Source organism: Rhodothermales bacterium, from assembly GCA_041391505.1.
Classification (GTDB): domain Bacteria; phylum Bacteroidota; class Rhodothermia; order Rhodothermales; family JAHQVL01; genus JAWKNW01.
The window spans coordinates 1-22849 of sequence record JAWKNW010000042.1 but is presented as its reverse complement, the minus strand read 5'-3'; the positions used below and the strand labels follow the sequence as shown (position 1 = coordinate 22849).

Annotated in this window: 19 protein-coding genes; 14 read left to right on the top strand and 5 right to left on the bottom strand. The window is 63.6% G+C overall.

The genetic code is table 11. The features are described from left to right. Window positions 1-111: 111 nt before the first annotated feature. Window positions 112-1293 (top strand): trypsin-like peptidase domain-containing protein, encoded by a 1182-nt coding sequence (locus tag R2834_23475; GenBank protein ID MEZ4703310.1) that lies wholly within the window; start codon window positions 112-114, stop codon window positions 1291-1293. A gap of 13 nt (window positions 1294-1306) precedes the next feature. Here the strand turns inward: R2834_23475 and R2834_23470 are convergent, their stop codons facing one another. Then, window positions 1307-3259, bottom strand: coding sequence for a tetratricopeptide repeat protein (locus R2834_23470; GenBank protein ID MEZ4703309.1), 1953 nt, complete (start codon window positions 3257-3259; stop codon window positions 1307-1309). A gap of 157 nt (window positions 3260-3416) precedes the next feature. Here R2834_23470 and R2834_23465 point away from each other — a divergent pair, with 157 nt between their 5' ends. From R2834_23465 to R2834_23415, 11 genes are all read left to right on the top strand, one after another. Continuing rightward, entirely contained in the window at window positions 3417-3851 is a 435-nt protein-coding gene (locus tag R2834_23465; GenBank protein MEZ4703308.1) for an Rrf2 family transcriptional regulator, read from the top strand. An 18-nt stretch (window positions 3852-3869) separates the two neighbouring features. Then, a complete protein-coding gene (locus R2834_23460; GenBank protein MEZ4703307.1) occupies window positions 3870-4385 on the top strand; it encodes an Rrf2 family transcriptional regulator in 516 nt (171 codons plus the stop codon). A 26-nt stretch (window positions 4386-4411) separates the two neighbouring features. Beyond that, window positions 4412-4912: a cytochrome c gene (locus R2834_23455; protein MEZ4703306.1), complete on the top strand. Its 501-nt coding sequence runs from the start codon at window positions 4412-4414 to the stop codon at window positions 4910-4912. 39 nt (window positions 4913-4951) lie between these two features. Continuing rightward, a complete protein-coding gene (gene nosZ, locus R2834_23450; protein MEZ4703305.1) occupies window positions 4952-6916 on the top strand; it encodes a Sec-dependent nitrous-oxide reductase in 1965 nt (654 codons plus the stop codon). 114 nt (window positions 6917-7030) lie between these two features. Next, on the top strand, window positions 7031-7627 hold the full coding sequence (locus R2834_23445; GenBank protein MEZ4703304.1) for a hypothetical protein: 597 nt from the start codon (window positions 7031-7033) through the stop codon (window positions 7625-7627). 1 nt (window position 7628) lies between these two features. Next, window positions 7629-8075: a hypothetical protein gene (locus R2834_23440; protein ID MEZ4703303.1), complete on the top strand. Its 447-nt coding sequence runs from the start codon at window positions 7629-7631 to the stop codon at window positions 8073-8075. A gap of 11 nt (window positions 8076-8086) precedes the next feature. Then, window positions 8087-9322: a nitrous oxide reductase family maturation protein NosD gene (locus tag R2834_23435; GenBank protein ID MEZ4703302.1), complete on the top strand. Its 1236-nt coding sequence runs from the start codon at window positions 8087-8089 to the stop codon at window positions 9320-9322. Continuing rightward, window positions 9319-10050, top strand: a complete 732-nt coding sequence (locus tag R2834_23430; GenBank protein ID MEZ4703301.1) for an ABC transporter ATP-binding protein — start codon at window positions 9319-9321, stop codon at window positions 10048-10050. Before R2834_23435 ends, R2834_23430 begins: the two co-directional genes overlap by 4 nt. Then, the gene (locus tag R2834_23425) at window positions 10047-10835 is read left to right on the top strand and encodes an ABC transporter permease subunit (protein ID MEZ4703300.1); all 789 of its coding nucleotides are present in this window, start codon (window positions 10047-10049) and stop codon (window positions 10833-10835) included. Before R2834_23430 ends, R2834_23425 begins: the two co-directional genes overlap by 4 nt. 238 nt (window positions 10836-11073) lie before the next feature. Beyond that, a complete protein-coding gene (locus R2834_23420; GenBank protein ID MEZ4703299.1) occupies window positions 11074-11526 on the top strand; it encodes a cytochrome c in 453 nt (150 codons plus the stop codon). A gap of 411 nt (window positions 11527-11937) precedes the next feature. Then, window positions 11938-12318 (top strand): type II toxin-antitoxin system VapC family toxin, encoded by a 381-nt coding sequence (locus tag R2834_23415; GenBank protein ID MEZ4703298.1) that lies wholly within the window; start codon window positions 11938-11940, stop codon window positions 12316-12318. 482 nt (window positions 12319-12800) lie between these two features. Here the strand turns inward: R2834_23415 and R2834_23410 are convergent, their stop codons facing one another. From R2834_23410 to R2834_23395, 4 genes are read right to left on the bottom strand one after another with little or no spacing between them, the layout of a single operon-like run. Continuing rightward, window positions 12801-13868 carry a glycoside hydrolase family 43 protein gene (locus R2834_23410; protein ID MEZ4703297.1) on the bottom strand — a complete coding sequence of 356 codons (1068 nt, stop codon included), beginning with the start codon at window positions 13866-13868 and terminating at the stop codon, window positions 12801-12803. A gap of 14 nt (window positions 13869-13882) precedes the next feature. After that, the gene (locus tag R2834_23405) at window positions 13883-16297 is read right to left on the bottom strand and encodes an ABC transporter permease (GenBank protein ID MEZ4703296.1); all 2415 of its coding nucleotides are present in this window, start codon (window positions 16295-16297) and stop codon (window positions 13883-13885) included. Window positions 16298-16340: 43 nt separating this feature from the next. Next, window positions 16341-18974, bottom strand: coding sequence for an ABC transporter permease (locus tag R2834_23400; GenBank protein ID MEZ4703295.1), 2634 nt, complete (start codon window positions 18972-18974; stop codon window positions 16341-16343). Further along, window positions 18971-19297, bottom strand: coding sequence for a PadR family transcriptional regulator (locus tag R2834_23395; protein ID MEZ4703294.1), 327 nt, complete (start codon window positions 19295-19297; stop codon window positions 18971-18973). Before R2834_23395 ends, R2834_23400 begins: the two co-directional genes overlap by 4 nt. Before the next feature lie 258 nt (window positions 19298-19555). Here R2834_23395 and R2834_23390 point away from each other — a divergent pair, with 258 nt between their 5' ends. Together R2834_23390 and R2834_23385 are read left to right on the top strand one after the other, a co-directional pair. Then, complete coding sequence (locus tag R2834_23390) at window positions 19556-21682, top strand: CHAT domain-containing protein (protein ID MEZ4703293.1); 2127 nt, start codon at window positions 19556-19558, stop codon at window positions 21680-21682. A 1-nt stretch (window position 21683) separates the two neighbouring features. Next, window positions 21684-22849 (top strand): hypothetical protein (locus R2834_23385; GenBank protein ID MEZ4703292.1); only part of this gene is annotated, 1166 nt, incomplete at its 3' end.

Below are 22849 nucleotides of genomic sequence, written 5' to 3'. Positions count from 1 at the left end.
CAAGCCGGTGACCCACGCGACGGATTCTCCTCGTATCTTCCAGAAACCAACCCCATTTCATCACGTAGGCTTTCGTCGAAACGAATGTCGATGTGATCCTTACGCAACGTCATGATGACCGTAACGCCCTTGCGTTTCACGCGCTCGCTGCGCCACACCCTGATCCTGATCATCGCCCTTCTCGGCGTTGGCTGCAACCGTGAAGCCCAGTCCCAGCAGCAGGCGACCGACGCCATGCCGCAGCAGCCCCAGGCCCTCGCCGCCGTCACCGATCAACTCTACGAGAGCCGGACGACCGCCATCACCCGGGCCGTGGAGATCGCCAGCCCGGCCGTCGTCAGCGTCAACGTGATCGCCGTGCAACGGGTGGAGTATCGGGATCCGTTTTCCGATCCCTGGATGGAATTTTTCTACGGCCGCAGCCGCAGCCGGGTCTACGAACAGCAGGTCCAGAGCGTGGGATCGGGCTTTGTCATTTCCCCCGACGGCTACATCGTCACCAACGAACACGTGGCCCACAACGCGGCCAAGATCACCGTCGCCTTCATGGACGGCGCGACGCTGGAAGCCGAGTTGATCGGAAGCGACGAAGCCAGCGACCTGGCGCTCATCAAGGTGAATCCCCCGGAGGACCTCCACTTTCTCTCGTTCGCCACGAACGGCCAGGCCATCCCGGGCGAATGGGCCATCGCGCTGGGCAATCCGTTCGGCCTTTTCGAAGCCTCGGAGCCGACGGTCACCGTCGGCGTGGTATCCGGCACCGGACGCGACTTCCAGCCGCAGGAGAACCGCATCTATCGGGACATGATTCAGACGGACGCGTCCATCAACCAGGGGAATTCCGGCGGCCCGCTCATCAACGCGCTCGGCGAGGTCATCGGGGTCAACACCTTCATCTACACCTCGGGCGGCGGCGGATCGATCGGCCTCGGGTTCGCCGTGCCGGCGGAAAAGGTGATGCGCATCGTGCAGGAGCTAAAGGACAACGGGCAGGTCGATCGCTCCTACTATACCGGGTTGCGCGGATGGGACGTGAACGAGCGGATCGCCAAAGCGCTCGGCCTCGCCGAACAGCGCGGATTCATCGTGCGCGATGTCGATCCCGGCTCGCCGGCGGACAAGGCCGGCTTTAAACCCTACGACGTCATTCTCACGTTCGAGGACGAGCCCATCGCCGGCCAGGTGGATCTGGCGGCCCGCCTCACCGACTTCCGCCCCGGCGACGCCGTCCACCTGGGTGTGTTCCGCGAAGGCAAGATGTACAACGTGGTGATGGAGCTCGGTCGGCAGTGAGCGCTGCGGTGCATCAGGGGAGGCTTCCGAGCATCCGCTTCGCATCGGCGTGGTCGGGGTGGCGGACGAGGAGGCGATTAAGGAGCGCGCGCGCGTCGTCGAAACGGGCGTCGAGGGCGTAAGCGCCGGCCAGGTTGTACTGCGCCTGCGCATCGTCGGGCTCGAGCGTCAGCGAGCGTTCGAGCCACCTTATGGCCTCTTTCCGGCGATTCTGCTGGAGGTAGATGCTGCCGATCATCCGCTGCGCCGCCGCGGAGGGGCCGCGCTCGTCGGCGGCGAGGAAGTACTCGACGGCGTCGGCGAAGCGGCGCTGCTTGACGAGCACGTTGCCGGCGAGGAGGTAGGGTGGCACGGCGAACGGATATTCCTGGATGAGCGCCAGACAGGTTTTGAGCGCGTTGTGGTAGTCGCCCCGCTCCTCGTACACCCCCCGCAAGGCATCCGTGGCCTGGTACCAGCTCACCCGCCGCTTGTACAGGTCGAAGGCGATCCGTTCGATCGGGTCGTCGGTCAGCGGCGTCACCTCCGGGCCCTGCTGGCCGATCGGCTGAAACGGCCAGCTATTCATCAGCTGACGCACCCGGAACCCCGCCGTCATCGAGTCGACCGCCGTAAAGAGCACCTCGCGCCGCGCTTCCTCCCGGCCGACCGGCATCGTCCAGTCCCCGATATCGCGCCGGGCGCGCATGGCTTCGTATACCGCATCCGCGATCACGAAATAGCCTTCGACATTCGGGTGGAGGTGTTCGAGCATCGTCTCGCGCCCGATGATGCCCTCCGGCGACGCCCGGCGCAGGGCGTCCTCGACCTCCACGACCGTCGCGCCGGCGCGGGCCGCCTCCTCACGGATGACGTCGTTGATCGCCAGCGGAGCGCGGAACCGCAGCTGGTCGTATTCCCGCGCCGCGATGAAGGCGTCGCGCGCCGCATCGGGCCGGCCGGCGGCGTCCAGGACGCGGCCGTACGCATACCAGGCGTCGGCCGACGTGGTGTCCAGACGCACGAGCGAAGCCAGCGCGGCGAGCGCCTGGGCCGTGTCGCCGGCGGCCAGCGCCTCCCGCGCATCCCCGTATCGCGCCTCCCAGTCCTGCGCGTCCGTGCCGGGCAGCAGCCCGCTGTTGAATGGCCGCTGATCGCGCTCGTTGCTCGCTACCGTGGCGATCAGGACGGGGATGCCGGCTTCCCGATACCGGGTGAGGATATCGCGAAGGTTGCCCCGGAACTGGTCCAGACCCAGCCTGTAGAGCGGGCTGCCGAGGGGAATCGACTGCTCGCGGACGATCCGGCTCATCATCGTGTTGCCGGGGAGGTCCTCCGGGCGCTCTTCGGCCACGGCGGATGCGGCCCCCTGCAGCGTGTTCTGGAGCAGCTGCACGATCCGCCATCCCTGCAGCCGGAGGTACAGGTTGACCGCCCATCGGCTGCGCCCGAACGACTCCGCCGAGCCGACGCCCAGCGTCCCGTAATATTCGTTGTGGCCGGCGTAGATGACCACCATGTCCGGCCGCTGGTTGATGATCTCGCCGACGAGGTCCCGCAAGGTGTACGAGTTGACCGCGGCCATGGCCGTGTTGACCACCTCGACATTGCGGCCTGGGAAGGTCTGCAGCAGCCGTTGTTCGAGCATCCGCGAGAAGCTGCCGCCATAGTAGAGCGGGTAGCCGGCGGCGGTCGACCCGCCCTGAATGAAGATGCGGTAGATCGCGCTGTCCTTGTCCGCCTTGAAGTAATCCCGCAGACTCGTCGGGACGTTTTTCTGCACCTTGAAATACCGGCGTGCGACCTCCGGATTCTGATAGAGATAGCCCTCGTATTCGGGTACCGGGATGAACAGGGGGTAGTCCGCCCCATACCCGAACAGCCGCAACCCGCCTTCGAGCAGGGCGAAAAAGAGCACGGGCACAAGCACCAGCGAGACGGTCAGCAGCCGGCGCAGGGTGGGGCTCAGGGCGGGTTCGCGATCCATGGGGTGCGGTCGTTTGTCGGCGATGGGGCTGGAATGCGGCAAGGCCGGCAAGGTTGCCGCCGCGTCGCCGTTCCTGTGAAATCTCGGCCCACAGCTTGGCCGGCACGACCCGCGGGGTTAGATTGGGCGATTAAGACAAAGGACTCCTAATACCGCCATGCTGCTCTCCAAAAGCTGCGAATACGGCATCCGCGCCGTGCTCCACCTCGTCTCGCTCGGCGAGGCGGGCCACGTATCCATCCGAAAGATCAGCGACGACCTCGACATCTCGTTTCACTTTCTGACCAAGATCTTCCAGAAACTGACGGAGGCCGGCATCCTGCAGTCGCTCAAGGGCCCGCACGGCGGCATCCGGCTTGGCCGGCCGGCCGCGGCGATCCCCGTGCGCGACCTCGTGGTGGCGATCGACGGTGACGCCATCTTCACGCAGTGCGTCCTGGGGTTGCCCTCGTGCGACAAAAACCACCCCTGCCCGCTCCACCAGCAGTGGGGCCCGCAGCGCGCCCAGATCGAATCCCTGTTCGCCGGCACAACCGTCGCCGACCTCGCCGCGGACATCAACCGGCTGGGCTTGCGGCTGTCCGGGAGCTGACCCGATTATGAAGAAACCGTGACATCAGCCACCGCGCTTGACGGGTGCCGTTTCCTTTCCGATATTCAATTAAGACAAAAGAGTCTTCTATACGAAATGATGTCGAAACGCTGCACATATGGCATCCAGTCGCTGGTGTATCTCTCACGTGAGGGGCGCGACCGGTTCGTCCCGGTTCACGAGATCAGCGAGGCGTTGTCGATTCCCGGCTCCTTCTTGTCCAAGATTCTCGCCGAGCTGGCCAGTCAGCACGTGGTCGATTCGCGCAAGGGCCCGCAAGGCGGCGTGATGCTGCACGCGGATCCGGAGCAGCTGACGCTGCACGATGTCGTGGTCGCGATCGACGGCCCGGGGTTGTTCGAGGCGTGCGTCCTGGGCATGCCCGGTTGCAGCCAGGAAGCGCCCTGCCCGCTGCATGCGCACTGGAACGAGACCCGTGCCTGCCTGCGCCGCGGCTTCGCGCAGCTGTCGATCGCCCGGCTGGCGATGGCAGACGGCGACGCCAACCTGCCGGCCTCTTTTTTTGCCCCTTAATAAGACAAAATAGTCCGATATCCAAAATGAAACCCGAAACTCGCCTACCGATCGCCGCGCTCCTCCTGATCGTGGCCAGCCTCCTCCCTCTCGCCGGCTGCGGCGGCAGCGACGCCGAAGCGCCTGCCGCGCCGGCGGCCCAGACGAACGGCCTGAGCGAAGCCCAGCTCCGCGACGGCATCGGCCCGATCACCAGCGTGAACCTGGGTCCGATCGACGACGCCCTGGCGCAGTCGGGCGAGGAGAGCTTCAAAATGAAATGCATGGCCTGTCACAAGCTCGGCGAGCGGTACGTCGGCCCTGCGCTGGGTGACGTGCTGACGCGCCGCACCCCGGCCTACGTCATGAACATGATGCTGAACCCGGCGGAGATGGTCGAAAAACACCCGGAAGCGCGCAAGATGCTCGCCCAGTTCATGACGCCCATGCCCAGCCAGAATCTGACGCAGGACGAAGCGCGCGCCCTGCTCGAATACCTCCGCAAGGCCGCCGATGAGGGCCCGGAAAACAAAGAAAACCAACCTTAACCCACGCCACCCAACGCATCCAATACAGAGGCCAATGCCATGAAAACCACTCGCATCAACCCGATCCTGCTGCTTGTCGCCGGCATCGTGATGCTCGCCGGCAGCTTTGCCGCTTGCCAGATGACGGGCCCCGCCTCGACCTCCGGCAGTAGCGCCGCGGAACAGGTCTATGTCGCCCCGGGGGAATACGACGAATTTTACGCCTTCATGTCGGGCGGATTCAGCGGACAGATCACCGTCCACGGACTGCCCTCCGGGCGCTTGCTGAAGACCATCCCGGTCTTTTCGCAGAACGCCGAAAACGGCTGGGGCTATTCGGAAGAGACCAAGCCGATGTTCATGACCTCGCACGGATTCGTGCCGTGGGACGACTCGCACCACCCTGAACTCTCCATGACGGATGGCGCCCCGGACGGACGCTGGATCTTCATCAATGGCAACAACACGCCGCGCGTCGCTCGCATCGATCTCACGCAGTTCGAAACCGAGGAGATCGTCGAGATCCCCAATTCCGCCGGCAACCACGGCTCACCGTTCATCACCCCGAACTCGGAATACCTCGTCGCCTCGACGCGTTTCTCCGTGCCGATTCCGAACCGGGATGTGGCGATCGACTCGTACGCCGAAAACTTCAAGGGCACCCTGTCCTTCATCCGGGCCGATGAGCCCGGCAAGCTGGATATCGCCTTCCAGGTGCTGGTGCCGGGTTTCAACTACGACCTCGCGCACGCCGGCAAGGGCCCGTCCAACGGATGGATGTTCTTCACGTCCTACAACTCGGAGCAGGCCAACACCTTGCTCGAAATCAACGCCTCGCAGAACGACAAGGATTTCATCGCGGCGGTGAACTGGAAACGGGCGGAAGAATGCGTGGCCGCCGGCAACGCCCGGCAGATGCCGGCGCGGTACGCGCACAACTACATGGATCCCTCGTCGCGCATCGCCCGCAGCGAGATCAAGACGAGCGTCACGATCCTGGAAGCCGGCAGCTGCTCGGATCTGGTGTATTTCCTGCCGACGCCGAAGTCGCCGCACGGCGTGGACGTGGACCCGACGGGGGAATTCATCGCCGCCGGCGGCAAGCTCGCCACGGTGATTCCTGTCCATTCGTTCTCGAAGATGATCCAGGCGATCCAGAACAAGGAGTTCGAGACCGTCATCGACGGCATCCCGGTGCTGAAGTACGAATCGATCGTGGCCGGCGAAGTGGAGAACCCGGGTCTCGGCCCGCTCCACACCGAATTCGACGGCAAGGGGTACGCCTATACCACGGCGTTCATCTCGTCCGAGATCGTGAAGTGGAGCCTGTCGACGTTCCAGGTCGTGGACCGCATCCCGGTTTATTATAGCGTGGGCCACCTGATGATTCCGGGCGGCGACAGCCAGAAGCCGTGGGGCAAGTACCTCGTTGCGCTCAACAAAATCACGAAGGACCGCTACCTCCCAACCGGGCCTGAACTCGCACACGCCGCGCAGCTGATCGACATCAGCGGCGACAAGATGAAAATCATCCTCGATTTCCCGACGATGGGCGAGCCGCACTACGCCCAGGGCATCGCGGCGAGCGTCATCAAGGACCGTCAGGTGCAGATCTACGCGCTCCAGGACAACACGCATCCGGACGCCGTGAAAAGCGAAGGCGACACGCGCATCGAGCGCCGCGGCAACGAGGTGCACGTCTACATGACGACCATCCGCAGCCACTTCTCGCCCGACAACATCGAAGGCGTCCGCGCCGGCGACGATGTGTACTTCCACGTCACCAACCTGGAACAGGACTGGGACGTCCCGCACGGCTTCGCCATCATGGGGATGAACAACGCCGAGTTGCTCATCATGCCGGGCGAAACGCGCACGCTGAAATGGAAAGCGGATTCCCCGGGCGTTTATCCGTTCTACTGCACCGACTTCTGCTCGGCGCTCCACCAGGAAATGCAGGGCTACCTCCGCGTCTCCCCCGCCGGCAGCAGCACCCCGCTGGCCTACCACACGGGTGGAAATTGATCGCAAATCTTTAATCGCTAATCGCTAATCGCTAATCAAGGACGGTGCGGGCACAGAGGCTGCTCGCCGCATCAGGAGCCTCCCTCCCGCACCGTCCTCCCTTCGCCGATCGCCATGAACCCGCGCTCTCGTATCCTCCTGGCCGTAGCCTCCCTCGCGCTGCTTGTCATGTATGTCGTGCCGATCTGGACGATCTCCCTCGACGCGCCGCAATATCCGGAAGGCCTCGGCCTCGAAATATGGATCGACACCGTGAAAGGCCAGAAAACGCACGACCTGAACAACGTCAACAACCTGAACCACTACATCGGCATGAAGCGCATCGTGCCGGATGCCATCCCCGAACTGAAGATGATGCCGTGGATCATCGGCGCGCTGGCGGCGATCGGTCTTCTGGCGGCGACGACCGGGCAGCGCTGGCTGCTGTATCTGTGGACCGGTCTCTTTCTCGTCACCGCGGTCGTCGGCCTCGTCGATTTTTACCTGTGGGAATACGATTACGGCCACAACCTGGACTGGGAGCATGCCATCATCAAGATTCCGGGGATGAGCTACCAGCCGCCGCTGATCGGCTCCAAACAGCTGCTCAACTTCACCGCCAACTCGTGGCCGGCGCTGGGCGGATGGGTCGCCTTCCTGTCCCTGGGGACCGGACTCGCCCTCACCTACCTGTCGCTGCGCAAAAGAACGCCTGCGCCGGAGGTCGCCTGACATGCGCTGGCTCGCCATCCTGACCGCCCTCTTCACGCTCGCCGGCTGCGCGCTGGATCCGCGCCCGCTCGACTACGGCGGCGACCGCTGCACGCATTGCCTCATGACGCTGACCGACCCGCGTTTCGGCGCCGAACTCGTCACGCCGCAGGGGAAACGCCTGCCGTTCGACGCCATCGAGTGCATGGCCGCCTATGTGGCGGAGCAGCAACCGGAGGTGCATGCGCTCTGGGTAGTCGATTTCGCCGCGCCCGAAACGCTGCGTCCCATCGAGGAGGTCGCCCTGTATCGCAGTCCAGCCCTACCGAGCCCGATGGGCATGCACCTCGGCGCATTCCACGACGTGTCGACCGTGCGCCGGCTCGCGCCGGACGGCGAGGCGCTCACGTGGGACGAGGTCCTCGCGCGCTCCATCGCACCGCGCGGCATCGCGCTCCACACCCCTTGACCCCGCCGACCATGCTCGCTCGCTGGACGCTCGTCTTCCTTCTCGCCCTCTCCCCGTGCGCGGCCGCCCGGGCGCAGGCTCGGTTCTCCGTTCCCAACGACAGCCTGCCGACGATCGCCGAGGCGATCCGGCGGGCGCCCGCCGGCGGCGAGGTTGTCGTCCGCGCCGGCGTATGGCGGGAGCATGGGCTGCTCATCGACAAGCCGCTCCGCCTGATCGGCGAAGCCGGCGCGGTGCTGGACGGGGACGGAGAGCCCATCCTGCGGGTCACCGCCGACAGCGTGCGCGTCCAGGGGCTCGTCTTCCGGAACGTCGCCACGAGTTTTGTGGAGGATCAGGCCGGCATCAAGCTCGACGGCGCCAGCCGGTGCGTGATCGAGGACAACCGGTTCGAGGATACCTTTTTCGCGCTTTATCTGGCCAGAACGAGCCACTGCATTCTCCGCAACAACGTCATGCAGGGCGCCAAGGCCACCGAATCCCGATCGGGAAACGGCATCCACCTCTGGTACTCCCGGTACGTCACCATCGCCGGCAACCGCATCAGCGGTCACCGCGACGGGATCTACCTGGAGTTCGTGGAAGACAGCGAGGTGACCGACAACCACAGCACCGCCAACCTGCGGTACGGGCTGCACTTCATGTTTTCGGACCGATGCGTCTACCGCCGCAACGACCTGCTAGGCAACGACGCCGGCGTGGCGGTGATGTATACGAAAAACGTGGAAATGACAGACAACCGGTTCGAGGACAACTGGGGCAGCGCCTCCTACGGCCTGCTGCTGAAAGACATCACTGACAGCGTCATCCGTGGCAACACGTTCCGCCGGAACACGATCGGCATCTATGCGGAAGGGTCGGACCGGATGGATGTGCGCCACAACACGTTCGAGGGCAACGGCTGGGCGCTCAAGCTCATGGCCAACGCCATCGACAACCGGATCGAAGAGAACAACTTCGTGGCCAACACCTTCGACGTGGCCACCAACAGCCGGCAGACGAACAGCACGTTCGCCGGCAACTACTGGGACAAATACCGGGGCTACGACCTCAACCGCGACGGCGTGGGCGACGTCCCGTTCCGACCGGTGCGCCTCTTTTCGCTGATGGTGGAGGCCAACGAGCCGTCCATCATTCTGCTGCGGAGCTTCTTCATCGACCTGCTCGATGCCGCCGAGCGCGTGCTGCCTTCGCTGACCCCTGAAACCCTCGTGGACAACCGCCCCGCCCTGAGCATACTCCCATGATCGACATCGGAAAACCCATGATCCAGATCGACGGGATCGAAAAACGATTTGGCAAACGCGACGTCCTCCGCGGCCTGAACCTGCCGATCGAACGAACGGAAATCACCGCGATCCTGGGGCACAACGGATCGGGGAAGACCACCCTGATCAAGTGCATCCTCGGCCTCGTTCGCCCCAGCGGTGGACGCATCTTTCTGGACGGCGAAAAGCTCGACGCCGGCTGGGCCTACCGGCAGCGGATCGGGTACATGCCCCAGATCGCCCGTTTTCCCGAAAACCTGCGCATGCGCGAGCTGGTCGCCCTCCTGCGCGACCTCCGGGGGAACCCCTCCGGCACCGACGACGAGCTGTTCGAGCTGTTCGGACTCGAACACGAGATGGACCGGCCGATGCGGACGCTCTCGGGGGGCACGCGGCAGAAGATCAACGCCGTCATCGCCTTCCTCTTCCATCCCGACATCCTGATCCTCGACGAACCGACCGCCAGCCTGGACCCTGTCGCGAGCAGCATCCTCAAAGAAAAGATCCGCCGCGAGCGCGACGCCGGCAAGACGGTCATCCTCACCTCGCACAACATGGGCGAGGTAGAGGCCCTGGCCGACACCATCGCCTTCCTGCTCGACGGGCGCGTGCACACGCTGGGCCGGCAGCAGGCCATCAAGGAGCGCACGGGAGAACCCGATCTCGAGCGCGCCATCGCACACCTGATGCAGGAGAAAGCCGCATGAAACCGCTCCGCACCATCTTCGCCTACGCATTCAACGACATCGCCCGCAGCAAGGGCCTGATCGCTTACGCCCTCTTCTTCGCCCTCAGCGGCGAAGCCCTGTTTCGTTTCGGCGGCGGCGGACGCGCGCTGCTGAGTCTGATGAATCTGGGGTTGATCGTCATCCCGCTCGTCTGCATCGTCTTCGGGGCGATGTATCTGTATTCGGCGCGGGATTTCATGGAGCTGCTGCTGGCCCAGCCGATCAGGCGGAGCCAGCTCTTCGGCGGGCTGTTCCTGGGGCTGTCGATCCCGCTCGCCGGCGCCTTCGCGCTCGGAGCGGGCGTGCCGATGGCGGTGCACGCCGGCGACCTCGCCGGCTACGGCCGGCCGCTGACGGTGCTCCTGGCGACGGGCATCCTGCTGTCGTTCGTCTTCGTCGCCATCGCGACCCTGTTCGCGACGTGGCTCGACGAAAAAGTAAAGGGCCTCGCCGCCGCCCTCATCGCCTGGCTTCTTTTCGGCGTGGTGTACGACGGGTTGATGCTGCTGGTGGTCAACCTCTACGCCGCCTATCCCCTCGAAATTCCGACGCTCGTGATGACCCTCCTCAACCCGCTCGACCTCGCGCGGGTGATGATGCTCCTCAATGTCGATATCGCCGCGCTGATGGGCTACACCGGCGCCGTCTTCGAAGCGTTTTTCGGGACGCCCCTCGGGCTCGTCGTGGCCCTCGGCGTACTGGTACTCTGGATCGCCGGCCCATTATGGGCGAGTTATCGGATGTTTTTGAGGAAGGACTTTTAAATAGAAACCCTCTTCAACAAGTCATCTCGACCGGAACGCCGGCCTTAGCCGGCGGTGGAGCGGAGAGACCTCCTGACTAAGCGATATGCTCCCCCCTGCGCACGCGGGGTCCGGCCGAGTCGACATGTTTAATGACGAACCGCGTTTCCCCCACACGTACGTCAGGCGAGACCCGTCACGCCGGCGGGGCGCGGTCGGGTAGACTATCGGGTGACCTGTTCACCATCCAGGCACTGCCATGCGTCGCCCGATAAACCTAGCCAGCCTGCTGCTCGCCGCGAGTTTCCTGATTGCGTGCGAGATCCCTGTCCCGGAGAAGAGCCCTATCGCCGGCACCGCGCCGGCCTCGCGCCTTACGGAGGCCCAACTCGAAAACGGCATCGGGCCGATCGCCGGATTCGACCTCCCGAGCCTCAACTCGGCGCTGGCCTCCGAGGGCGAGAAAAGCTTCAACCTCAAATGCGCCTCATGCCACCAGTGGGACTCCCGGCTGGTCGGCCCGCCACTCAACGGCGTGACGGAGCGGCGCGCGCCGGCGTTCATCATGAACATCATGCTCAACCCGGACGAGTTGGGGAAGAAACACCCGGAGATGATCAAGCTGCGCGAGGAATACGGCGTCCCGATGCCCAACCAGTTTTTGTCGCGGGATGAGGCCAGGGCGATCCTGGAGTACATGCGCGGGAAATAGTCTATTCCGTGCTCCATACAAGCTCGCCCGGGTACGACTCATCCATAAACAGTTGACAGGGGGCCTCAACACGGTTGTATATTTCGTGTGGAAGTCGATGTGCCTAGATGGAGCGCACCAGGAATCGGGGCCTCATGGGCGCAAAATACGAGTCCACCCACATGACTTGCCGACCATGACCCGATTGCTGACCTCTGTCATACAGCGCCTCCTGAACGTGGGAGGACTTCCAGATGCGGAGCAAGAACGGATAGCAAAGCAGATATCCGACGTCCTCGATGCGGCTTCAGGCGATTCCTCGCAGGTCCCGTGTCGACAACGCACGCCGGGCCTGGGTAGAGGAGATATCCAGATTGCTGCCGATTTCGACGCCCCGCTAGCCGAAGGATTCTGGCTCGGCGGGTCGTGAAAATGCTGCTGGATACGCATGTTTTCCTGTGGTGGCACGATACGCCGTTCCAACTCTCCAAATCGGCCCGAGCGGCGATTGTTGAGGGGAGCAACGAGATATTTATCAGCGTGGTGAGTGCCTGGGAACTGCAAATCAAATCGCAACTGAACAAGTTGACGCTGCCACGCGGTCTATCCGAAATTTTTGACCGGGAAATGGCAGAAAACAGGATCTCACTACTAACCGTCGCGCTGCCGCACGTGTATGAGATCCAGACGTTGCCGCTCCTACATAGCGATCCCTTCGACCGCCTCCTCATTGCCCAGTCGAGAGCCGAAGGGATGACCCTGATAACCGCGGATAAGGGTTTTTCCCGGTATGACGTTCCCGTATGCTGGTAGATGGTGATTTGGAATAGCCCTGCGACGATTGGCTTCAGGAAATTGACGTAACGCCGGCAAGCGACGTGTATGTCAATGCCGATACCACCTACATCTCGTTGCGGATCGTCAATCGCTCTTCGTCGTCGGTTTACCTGACTTCGTGCGGTGGATTTCGCCTTGAACTCCTGGATGGGGATGTCCCAGCTGCTACCTACACAGCTAACAATCCGTGCCTTTGTTATTGCCTGCGCGAGATCAAGGCCGGTGAGACCATCGATCACGGATATCAATTCTGGTTTCACAGACACCTGGGGCACACCCTGACTCCCGATCAAACGTATCGCGTCGCACCCATTTTCTACGAGGATCGAGGGTTCGAGAAAGAGGTGCCTGTCCAGGCCATCCGCGTCCATCCGTTTTATCTTAGCCCATCCGACACGTCGCATTGAATCCGCTGGCCACAGGTTGGTACGGCCCTTCTCCAGATAGAGATAAACCGCCTATCGCGCGCTCCCAGCCGGCATGGGTTGCGGCGTGCGCGTCGGGCCGACGACCTCGAGCGTCCCGTCGTCGCGGACGATCAGCCGGTCGATGTTGAGCACGCGCCGGCCCGAGGGATTTGCCGGGTCGGCGTGGCTGTGGTAGACAATGAACTGCTCGGATCCGTCGGGCGACACCGTGATGCTGTTGTGCCCGGGGCCTGAAACGCCGAGCGAGGGATCCTGCTTGAGAATGGGGTTGCCGGCGTATTTCGTCCACATGCCCAGCGGATGCTCCGCCGTCGCGTAGCCGACGCCGTAGTTCGGGTCGCGATAATGGTTGCCGGAATACGTCATGTAGTACGTGTCGCCGGCCTTGAACACCGTCATCCCCTCGTTGGACCGCGCCCACATGCTGGACACGCCCTCCCATTCCTGCGTCGGGTACAGGCAAAGTTTGGGCTCCGTGAGCGGCCGCGACAGGTCTTCGCTGAGCTCGACGCCCATGATCACCCCCCACAGATAGCCCTTGTCGTTCCCGAGCGACCCTACCAGCCCGACCATCTCGAAAAACAGGTAGGGCTTCCCGTCGTCGATGAAGAGGTGGGCGTCGATCATCGAATACCCGGGGTCGAACAGCGGGCTGTACAGATCCTCGAAGGGGCCCTCCGGGCGGTCGGCGACCGCGATCGTGATCCGGTATCCGTCGCCATACGCCGCCGGCCCGCGGCTGCTGTAGATCAGGTAGAAGCGGTCGCGGTAGCGCACGACCTCGGGCGCCCAGAACGAGCCCTGCCCCCAGGTGCCGGCCTGCTTCCGGTACACATAGCCCAGTTCATTCCAATCGACCAGATTTTCCGAGGTCCACGCCCGGAAGCCGTCGCCCGCAGAGGTGCCGTACAGGTAGTAGCGGCCTTGGTGGGTGAGGACAGACGGGTCCGCCACGAAGATGCTGTCGCCGACCGGGTTCGTGTATGTCCGCGGCTGGGCCGACACACGCGAGGGGCACGCAAGAAGCAGAATCAGTGCGCCCAGGCGCCAGGCACATCGTCGGCTGAAGGCCCAGGTCCATGCTCGATGTATCGTCATGGGGTCGTCCGTACCTAGTTTTGACGCAGACAGGTCGCGGGATCGGATCGGGCGGCGCGGGTAGTGTGATAGGCCAGCGCCGCCAGGGCGAGCAGGAGCGACACCCCGCACGCCAGGGCGAGCATCGCCCAGGTCACTTCCGTCCGATACGCGTACTGCTCGAGCCAACGGCCGGCGGCGGCGCGAGCGGCCAGCGCCCCGACGATCGCCGCCCCCAGGACGATGAGGAGCTGGTCGCGCGCCAGCAGCGCCAGGATGCCGGTCACCGTCGCACCGAGCACTTTCCGAATGCTGATCTCCCGCGTCCGCCGGGCGATGCCGAGCGCCGCGACGCCGAACAGACCCAGACAGGAAAGCAGGATCGCGATCGCCGCCAGCCACAGCGTCATGCGGCTCCATTGCGCCTCACTCCGGTAGTGCGCCGCGTAGACGTCGTCCACGAAGAAATACAGAAAGGGGATATCGGGGATATGTTCTTTCCAGGCACCGCGCAGGGCATCCAGCACGGCCGGCAGGTCGCCGGCTGAGGTGCGGACCGTGACGTAGGTGTAGGGGCCGGGCGCGATGCGGATCGCCAGCGGGCGAACAAGATCGTGCAGGGAATGGTAATAAAAATCCCGCACGACACCGATGATTTCACCGGCAGCGCCGGCCTGTACGTACGACGTGCCCACCGCATCGGCGGGGTCGTCATAGCCGAGCATCCGGGTAGCCGCTTCATTGACCAGGAGCCCGCGTTGCCGTTCGAGAGGGCGCTCGGAATCGAAAGCGCGGCCGGCGGCCATCTCCAGTCCATAAACCCCCAAAAAGCTCTCATCGATGTAGTAGGCATCCATCGTGACGTGCACGCGCCCGCCGCCGGCGCGTTCGGCCTCGATCTCCGTCTGCCGGTCGGGCTTGCCGGGAATCGCGGACGAAAGGCTGACGCCGTCTACCCCCTCGATGCGCGCGAGGCGCTTCGCCAGCAGGTCGTCAGGGCCACTGAGGCGGAAGAAGGCATCCACTGCGATCAGACCTTCCCTATCGAAGCCGGCCGGCCGGTCGCGCATAAAGTGCAGCTGGCCATACACCGCCAGCGTCGCCACGATAAGCGCGGCGGACACGGCGAACTGCACCGCCACCAGCGCTCCTCCGAGTCGGCTCCTCGGGTTGGCGCGGTCCGTCAACCCTTTGAGCCCGTTCGACACGTCCGTCCTTGCCAGCCGCAGCGCCGGGTAGATGCCCGAGCCCAGCCCGACCAGCGCGGCGATGGTGGCCAGCACCATGAGGATGCCGGCGTCGTTCAGCCATCCCGCTGGCAGTTCTTTACCGATCAACTGACCGAAAGCCGGCGCAAGCATCCGGGCGCCTACGACGGCGAGCACCAGCGAGGCGCCGGCAAGCATCAGGGCCTCAAACAAAAACTGGACGACGAGCCGGCGCGGCGTCGCGCCGAGCGCTTTGCGCACGCCGATCTCCCTCACGCGGCGCAAGCCTAGCGCCGTGGCGATGTTGATGGCATTACACGATGCGATCACGAGCACCAGCGCCGCGATGATGGAGAGCACGTTCAAGGCATCGGGATCGCCCGTCGACACGGCACCGGTACGGCTTCCTCTGGCCCGGCCGTACAGGTACACACGGTCGAGCGGCTCAGCCGAAACGACATAGCGGTCCTCACCCTGGTCGAACGCGCCGCTGAGCGCCTCGGTCAGCCGCATGCCAAACGCTTCGGCGTCCACGGGTTGCCCGACGCGCACATACGTGTAGAAGATGAATCGTTTCCAGTTCTGGGCGAGCGACGGATTCCATTCCTGCAGAAGGGTCGACATCGAGACGAAATAATCCACCTGCAGATGCGAATTCGCCGCTATGTCGCGCATGACGCCACTAACGACCACCTCGGTCGTCCCGTCCAGGGTCAGGGTCTCACCCAGACACGCCGTCGTACCGAAGTAGGCTTTTGCGGCGGTTTCAGAGAGCACGATGCGGCGCGGCGCCGCCAGCGCCGTAACGGGATCGCCCGCTACGAACGGTAGCGTAAACACGTCGAACAGCGAGGGGTCGGCATACGCAATGGCTTCCTGAGCTAGCTGTTCGGGCGAACGCTGCACGATGATATAGTCCAGCGCGACGCGGACAGACGCCTCGATTTCCGGCGCAACGGACGCCAGGAACGGCGCCATCGGGGCGGACGTGCTCGCGTACACCGTTCCCGATGACCTCTCGATATCGGTTACCACCCTGTAGATCCGCTCGGCATCCCGATGGAAGGTGTCATAGCTCGTCTCAAAACGGACATAGGCGATCGCGAGATAACAAACGCCGAGACCGACGGATAACCCCATCATGCTCAGCACCGCATATCCGGGGTGCTTTTTGAGATGACGCAGGGTGGTGCGGATCAGGTTGCCAAGCATGGGTAGATCGCCGGATAATGAGTGGAGCATGACATCAAAAGTAGGCCGGCGTTCACGCAACCACAACCGCCGGCTACTCGTGGCGCAAGCTCTTCACCGGATCCGACAACGCGGCGCGTAGCGACTGGACGCTCACCGTCAGCAGCGCCATCGCCAGCACGCCGCCGCCCGCCAGCACGAATACGCCCCACCCTATTGAGACCTGATAGGCGTAGTCCTCCAGCAGGCGCCGCTGGAGGAGATACGCTACGGGCAGGGCGATGACACAGGCGACCGCGACGAGGCGCGCAAAGTCTTTCGACAGCAGCGACAGGATGTTCGGCAGCGACGCGCCGAGCACCTTGCGCACGCCGATCTCTTTCGTCCGCTGCTGGACCAGGAAGGAGGCCAGCCCCAACAACCCCAGGCACGCGATCAGGAGTGCGAGAACCGAGAACATGTTGAAGAGCCGGCCCATGCGAATTTCCGTCAGATACATCGCTCCGTATGCGTCGTCGAGGAACGTATACGCGAAGGGATACGAAGGCGAAAACTCCGTCATGGTCTCCTCCAGAGAGGCGATCGTTTCTGCGATGCCCTCCGGGCGCACCTTGACGAAGATGCGCTGAAAGGGAAACCACCAGCCTTCATCCAGAAACAGCGCCAGCGGCGCGATCTCCTCGTGGAAGGAGTGCAGGTTAAAATCCTTGACCACCCCCGTGACGCGCGCCGTCCTCCCGTGGAACGTGAGCGCCTTGCCCACGGCGTTTTCCCAGCCCAGCTGCCGTTTCAGCGTCTCGTTGATCAGGATTCCTTCCCGTGCATCGATCGGGTTGTCGAGAGAAACGTCGCGCCCTTCCACCAGCTCCAGACCGAAGACGTCGAGATAATCGTGCTGGATGATCGAGCGGTAGACCTTGATCGACCGATCTCCATCAGCCCCTTCCCATTCCCGCAGCGTCGAGGCCGCATCGACATCGATCGGGCTCGACTGGGCCGCCGTCACTCCGAGCACGCCGGCATGCCCGAGGAAAGCCTGCTTGAGCGCGCGGTATCGGTCGTCGTGCAGGGTGCGGTCCTCGACACGGATCATCAGCACCTGCTCGCGATCGATCCCCGAGCCGGCGTGCAGGACATAGGCCAGCTGCCGCTGGATCACGACGGCGCCCACGATGAGCACGATCGACACGACAAACTGAGCCACCACCAGCATGTCGCGCAAGGCAAAGCGGCTCCGGCCCGACTTCCAGATCCCCTTGATGACGAGCGCCGGCTGGTACGCCGACAGGACGAACGCCGGGTAACATCCCGCCAGCAGACTCATCCCCAAACCGACAAGGACGATCGGGACGAGAAGCCCGCCGTTTACACCCAGATCGAACGTTATGGCGCGCCCCGTTACGGCATTAAACGCCGGCATCAACAGCCCCGCCAGCATCAGCGCGAGCGCGACAGCCAGCAACGCCGGCACGACCGCCTCGCTCATGAACTGGCCGATGAGCTGGCGCCGGTGCGCCCCCATCACCTTGCGGACGCCCACCTCACGAGCGCGCGTAGCCGAGCGCGCCGTCGCGAGGTTGACGTAGTTGATGCAGGCCAGCAGCAAAATCGCCATCGCGATGGCGGCGAACAGATACACATACCGGATGTCGCCGTTTTCCCCGAACTCGCCGCTGATATGCGACCGCAGATGGATATCCGTGAGCGCCTGGGGATAATAGATCCCGATCGCCTCCCGTTGCTCCGGATCGAGGCCTGCTACCCGCGGGTAGGCGGTCGCCAGCGAAGCAAGCTTGTCGGTCAGCGCAGGGAGCGAGGCGCCGGGAATCATGGAAGCATAGGTGAGGTAGCTGTTGCTGCGCCAGTCGCCGAACCACTGGGCCAGTTCCTGCGACGCCACCGGAGGAAGGATATACTCAAACGTAAGGTGGCTGTTGGCCGGCACATCCGCGATGATCGCCGTCACCACCACGCGCAGCCGGTCGTTCGCTTCTTCATCCGACAGCGTGTACACCGTCAGTTCCTGGCCGAGCGCGTCGCGATCGCCGAAGAGTTTGCGGGCCAGCGACTGACCTAGCACGATCGCATGAGGATCCGCGAGCGCCGTCGCCGGATTCCCCTGAAGCATGGGAAAACTGAACACATCGAAAAACGAGGACGTCGCATAGATGCCGTCGGCGTAGAAGGATCCATCGCTGGTCGCGAGCATCATGCGCGCCCCGGCGAGTTGCGTCACCTGCTCGATTTCGGGGATCGTCTCGCGCAGCGCGCCGGCGAGCGGCTCGGGCGTCACGGCGGAATAGCGCATGCCGGCCGCCTCGCCTTCGGGCCGTTCCTTCGCGATGCGGTAGATCCGGTCGGCCTTTTCGTGAAACCGATCGGAGCTCCACTCGAACTGGACGAACAGGCCGATCAGGATGAAACACGTCAATCCGATCGCAAGCCCGGCGATGTTCACCGCGGCATAACCCGGATGCTTCCGGAGGTGACGCAGGGAAAGAGACAGGTAGTTGCCGAGCATGACGACGCACCAGTGGATGTGACGGCCGGCGAGCGGCACGAAGGATCGGAATGCCTGGCCCCAGTACCATCGCGCCGCCGCCGCCGAACCCTGCCGGGTCGCGATATGAGCGAACGCCTCCTCCAGATCGCCCAGCACGATGTCGCGGTCGTGGACATGAAGCACGCTGCCGAGCAGCCACTGCGGTATGACGGGAGGCCGGCTCATGGGATTGGGATTGCGGCGTTGCGCGCGTCCTGCCAGAATGCCTCGACGACATGCCGGGTGTGCCCCAGCGCGCCGACGCCTTTTGGCGTCAGCCGGTAACACCGCTTGCTTCGCCCTCCCCGTTCCGGCGTGGGCAGCCCGGTATGGGTGGTGAGCAATCCCTGCTTCGCGAGGCGGTCGAGCGGGCCATAGACACTCCCGATCGCCCATTCATACCCCGTACGCACCGAGAGTAGCTCGCGGATGGCCGCCCCGTAGGCCTCCTCCTGGAGGTTCCAGACGGTGAGCAGCAAGAGTTCTTCAGATCGGGTCAGCAATTCCATGGTGTTTCGGGTTTCGCCTGCATACCGGGCCAAGATACTATTTGTTACTAAATAAGTAAAATATCATTTTTTATCCAGGGAAACGACTTCGCACGGCCACGTCGAGCATGCGATTGCCCTGAATACCTCCGCGTTCAGGTTGCTATTGACGATCCATACGCCGTATTTCTGGCATTGGACCGCAACTGGTAGAACGCCATCCCGCGGCATGCCCTCTGTACCGCCCTCTCCCGGTTCAGATCGACGCCGCGGAGCCGTATGGTGCGCACGGATATGGAATACCTCGACTTCGAGCTCAGGATTGCGTTGACCGGAGAGGACGCCTACCGCGTCTCCGTGATTCGCTCTCCGGATGGCGTCGGTGAGCCGGAAGGCACCATGCGATTGCCGGCGCGCGACGCCGTGCGGCCGGCAGGGGCTTCCGCGCCCGAAAGCGCGGGCGAGGTCGCAATCCATCGGGACGCGGAGCGGCGCAAGCGGCATCAGACCCGACCCGATCAGGCCGCCGCGTTCGGTAAACAGCTCTTCGACGCCCTGTTGCCCGCCGCCATCCGGGAAAGTTATCGGGAAAGCCGGGTGCTGGCGCGGGTGCAGGGCAAAGGACTACGCATCCGGCTCCGCATCGAAACGCCCGACGCGGCGCTTGTGCCGTGGGAATTCCTGTACGACGAAAAAGACAACTTCGGCCCCCTGTCGCTCTCCCGGGAGACCCTGCTCACCCGGTACCTGGAGCTGGCCGGCGCCGCGCCGGCCCTGCGCGTCGCGCCGCCGCTCCGCATCCTCGGCATGGTGGCGAGCCCGGCCGACCTGGTTCAACTGGACGTCGACCGGGAAAAGCGGCTGATGGAGCAGTCCGTTCAGCACCTCGTGGAGCGGGGTTATGTCCACCTCACCTGGCTCGAGGGCCCGTCGTGGCGCGACCTCATGCAGGCCATGCGCAAGGGACCGTGGCACGTCTTCCACTTCATCGGGCATGGCGAATTCGACGAGGCCACGCAGGAGGGAGCCGTTTTTTTCGCCGACGAAGCGGGAAAAACCGACCCGCTGCCGGCGTCGAAACTGGCAGACCTGCTCACCGACCACGCCAGCCTGCAGCTGGTGGTGCTGAATGCGTGCGAGGGATCGCGGGCGAGCGCGCACTATCTGTTCTCCAGCACGGGCGCGGTCCTGATGCAGCGCGGCATCCCGTCCGTCGTGGCGATGCAATATGAGATCACGGATCGGGCGGCCGTCGAGTTTTCCCGCACGTTTTACGACACCCTGGCGGATGGCGAGCCCGTGGACGTCTCCGTGACCGAAGCCCGGAAGGCCATCAGCATGGCCGACCGCGATTCCGCGGAATGGGGCACCCCGGTGCTGCACATGCGGTCTCCGGATGGCCGGCTGTTCGACCTGGATATGACGTCGGCCATCTTTAAGGAACACGGGCGCCCGTCGCCCCCCGCGGCGGCGGCCCTCTCGACGCAGGGCCGGGAAGGAACGTCCTCGAAAATCCCCGGCGGCCTCCAGATCCTGAAGAAAAAAATGCAGCAGTTCTGGATCGAGGGGGTGCTCGAGAATTCGCTGCTGGACCGGGTGATGATCGATCTCGGCCTGGAGTTGATGCAGGGAGCGGTCGAAGATCCCTTCGGCATGATGGTCGACCAGGCCGGCGCCGAAAGCGAGCCGCTGCCGGCGGGCCGGACCCTCGCGGACGTATTCGAGGAGCAGGGAGGATCGCTGTTGATTCTGGGCGATCCCGGCTCGGGCAAGACCACCGCGATGCTCAAACTGGCCAGCACGCTCCTCGACGAGATCGAGGCCAGGCCATCGAGCCCGACGCCCGTCATGTTCAACCTGTCGTCGTGGTCAACGTCTCGCCTTCCGTTGATGGACTGGATGATCGATGAACTCGGCGCCAGATACCAGATCCCCAAAAAAGTCGGCCGGCTGTGGTTGGAAGGGCGTCAGTTGCTTCCGCTGCTGGACGGCCTCGACGAGGTCGGCGCGGCGTCCCGGGCCGCATGTGTGGAGACGATCAATGCCTTCGCGGCATCCTCCGGCGTGGGCATCGCCGTGTGTTGCCGCATCAAGGAGTACATCGAACTCCCGGTCCGTCTCGGGCTCAATAGCGCCGTCCGTCTACAGCAATTGAGCCGGGATCAGGTCATGGAGTATATCGCGCGGGGCGGCGAGCGGCTTGCCGCGTTGCGATCCGTCATCGAAAAAGACTCCGCCATGCTCATCGATGCACGCACGCCGCTCATGTTGAGCCTCATGATCCGGGCCTACCAGGACATACCGATCGAAGCCCTCGAACATGAGGCCCTGGATACCCAGAAGCAGCGTCGGAAACAGCTGATGGATGCCTTTTGCGATCGCATGCTTCGACGAGCGGGGTACTGACATGGCGCTACCGGGAAACACAGAAAAAAAGAAGGCGGCGGTCTACTCCGAGCCCGAAATCCGCGCCTGGCTTTCGTGGATGGCGCGCGGCATGCGCGCGCATGAGCAATCGATCTTTCAGATCGAAAATCTGCAGCCGAGCTGGCTGCCAACCCAACGCATGCGGTTGTCCTACCTGGTGCAATCTCGACTGCTGGGCGGGATGACCATCGGACTCGTCATCGGACTCATCATCGGCACGCTGGATGGGAGCTACGAGTGGTATTCGTATGGGGATGCCTTTTATCAAGACTTCTGGGACGCGGCGTACTTCAGCTACCTGGAGGGAATTCTGGTCAGCGTGATCGTCGGCTTCTCGCTGGGGCTCGGCGTGTTGATCGTCGATGCATTCCTTCTTTTTAACCCGCGAACCCGAACGAAACGGTCTGCAGGAACCCTCCTCGCGTATGTCCTGGCCGTTGGCTCGACAGCCGGCTGCATCCTGGGTTTCACCCCCGCCCGCTACCTCTCCATTTTTGACCGGTTCATCTACGATCGGTCGTGGGTGACCGATTTTTCGCTCGTCAACGAGGAATTTTTACGCACCGTAGGCCTCGACAACAGTGTCCTGGCGTTCCCCCTCATCGTGGGCACCCTGTTCGGTCTATCGATCGGGTGGGCGGTTGGCCGGAAAAAGCAGAAGGGATTGCTTCGCGCAGACATCGGCACGATCGACCTCCTGACATGGTCGTGGCGTCGGGCGCTGTTCGGTGTTTTCATCGGGCTGCTCGCGGGAGGCCTCATCGATGCCTTGAACCACAAATTCCTGTTCACGCCATGCATCGGCGCCCTCGGGCTCTATGGCGGATTACAATCAGGTATCGTCGCGATGAAGACCCGTCCGAATCAGGGCATCCTGCTTTCGATGCGCAATGCGGCGTTTATCCTGCTGGGTACCGTCCTGCTTGTGCTGGTGATCGGAGGCTATTTCTGGTTTATGATCGACAGGCAAACGCCGGCGGGCGCAAGCGACGAGCTTCCCCGGCACATCGCGGTCCACAGCGCGATGACCTTCCTTTATTTTTTGTTGTTCGCCGCGCTTTTCATCTTCGGGATGCAAGATGTCCTGCAGCACTATATCCTTAGGCGGATGCTCAGTAAAAAAGGAATGCTCCCGTTCAGGCTGGT

Bases quoted from the DNA above. Each gene is read 5' to 3' on its own strand.
- R2834_23390 (MEZ4703293.1), top strand. From the start codon at position 19,556: ATGGTGCGCACGGATATGGAATACCTCGACTTCGAGCTCAGGATTGCG.
- R2834_23475 (MEZ4703310.1), top strand. From the start codon at position 112: ATGATGACCGTAACGCCCTTGCGTTTCACGCGCTCGCTGCGCCACACC.
- R2834_23410 (MEZ4703297.1), bottom strand. From the start codon at position 13,868: ATGACGATACATCGAGCATGGACCTGGGCCTTCAGCCGACGATGTGCC.
- R2834_23470 (MEZ4703309.1), bottom strand. From the start codon at position 3,259: ATGGATCGCGAACCCGCCCTGAGCCCCACCCTGCGCCGGCTGCTGACC.
- R2834_23420 (MEZ4703299.1), top strand. From the start codon at position 11,074: ATGCGTCGCCCGATAAACCTAGCCAGCCTGCTGCTCGCCGCGAGTTTC.
- R2834_23405 (MEZ4703296.1), bottom strand. From the start codon at position 16,297: ATGCTCCACTCATTATCCGGCGATCTACCCATGCTTGGCAACCTGATC.
- R2834_23415 (MEZ4703298.1), top strand. From the start codon at position 11,938: ATGCTGCTGGATACGCATGTTTTCCTGTGGTGGCACGATACGCCGTTC.
- R2834_23455 (MEZ4703306.1), top strand. From the start codon at position 4,412: ATGAAACCCGAAACTCGCCTACCGATCGCCGCGCTCCTCCTGATCGTG.
- R2834_23440 (MEZ4703303.1), top strand. From the start codon at position 7,629: ATGCGCTGGCTCGCCATCCTGACCGCCCTCTTCACGCTCGCCGGCTGC.
- R2834_23445 (MEZ4703304.1), top strand. From the start codon at position 7,031: ATGAACCCGCGCTCTCGTATCCTCCTGGCCGTAGCCTCCCTCGCGCTG.
- R2834_23395 (MEZ4703294.1), bottom strand. From the start codon at position 19,297: ATGGAATTGCTGACCCGATCTGAAGAACTCTTGCTGCTCACCGTCTGG.
- R2834_23465 (MEZ4703308.1), top strand. From the start codon at position 3,417: ATGCTGCTCTCCAAAAGCTGCGAATACGGCATCCGCGCCGTGCTCCAC.
- R2834_23400 (MEZ4703295.1), bottom strand. From the start codon at position 18,974: ATGAGCCGGCCTCCCGTCATACCGCAGTGGCTGCTCGGCAGCGTGCTT.
- R2834_23425 (MEZ4703300.1), top strand. From the start codon at position 10,047: ATGAAACCGCTCCGCACCATCTTCGCCTACGCATTCAACGACATCGCC.
- R2834_23430 (MEZ4703301.1), top strand. From the start codon at position 9,319: ATGATCGACATCGGAAAACCCATGATCCAGATCGACGGGATCGAAAAA.
- R2834_23435 (MEZ4703302.1), top strand. From the start codon at position 8,087: ATGCTCGCTCGCTGGACGCTCGTCTTCCTTCTCGCCCTCTCCCCGTGC.
- nosZ (MEZ4703305.1), top strand. From the start codon at position 4,952: ATGAAAACCACTCGCATCAACCCGATCCTGCTGCTTGTCGCCGGCATC.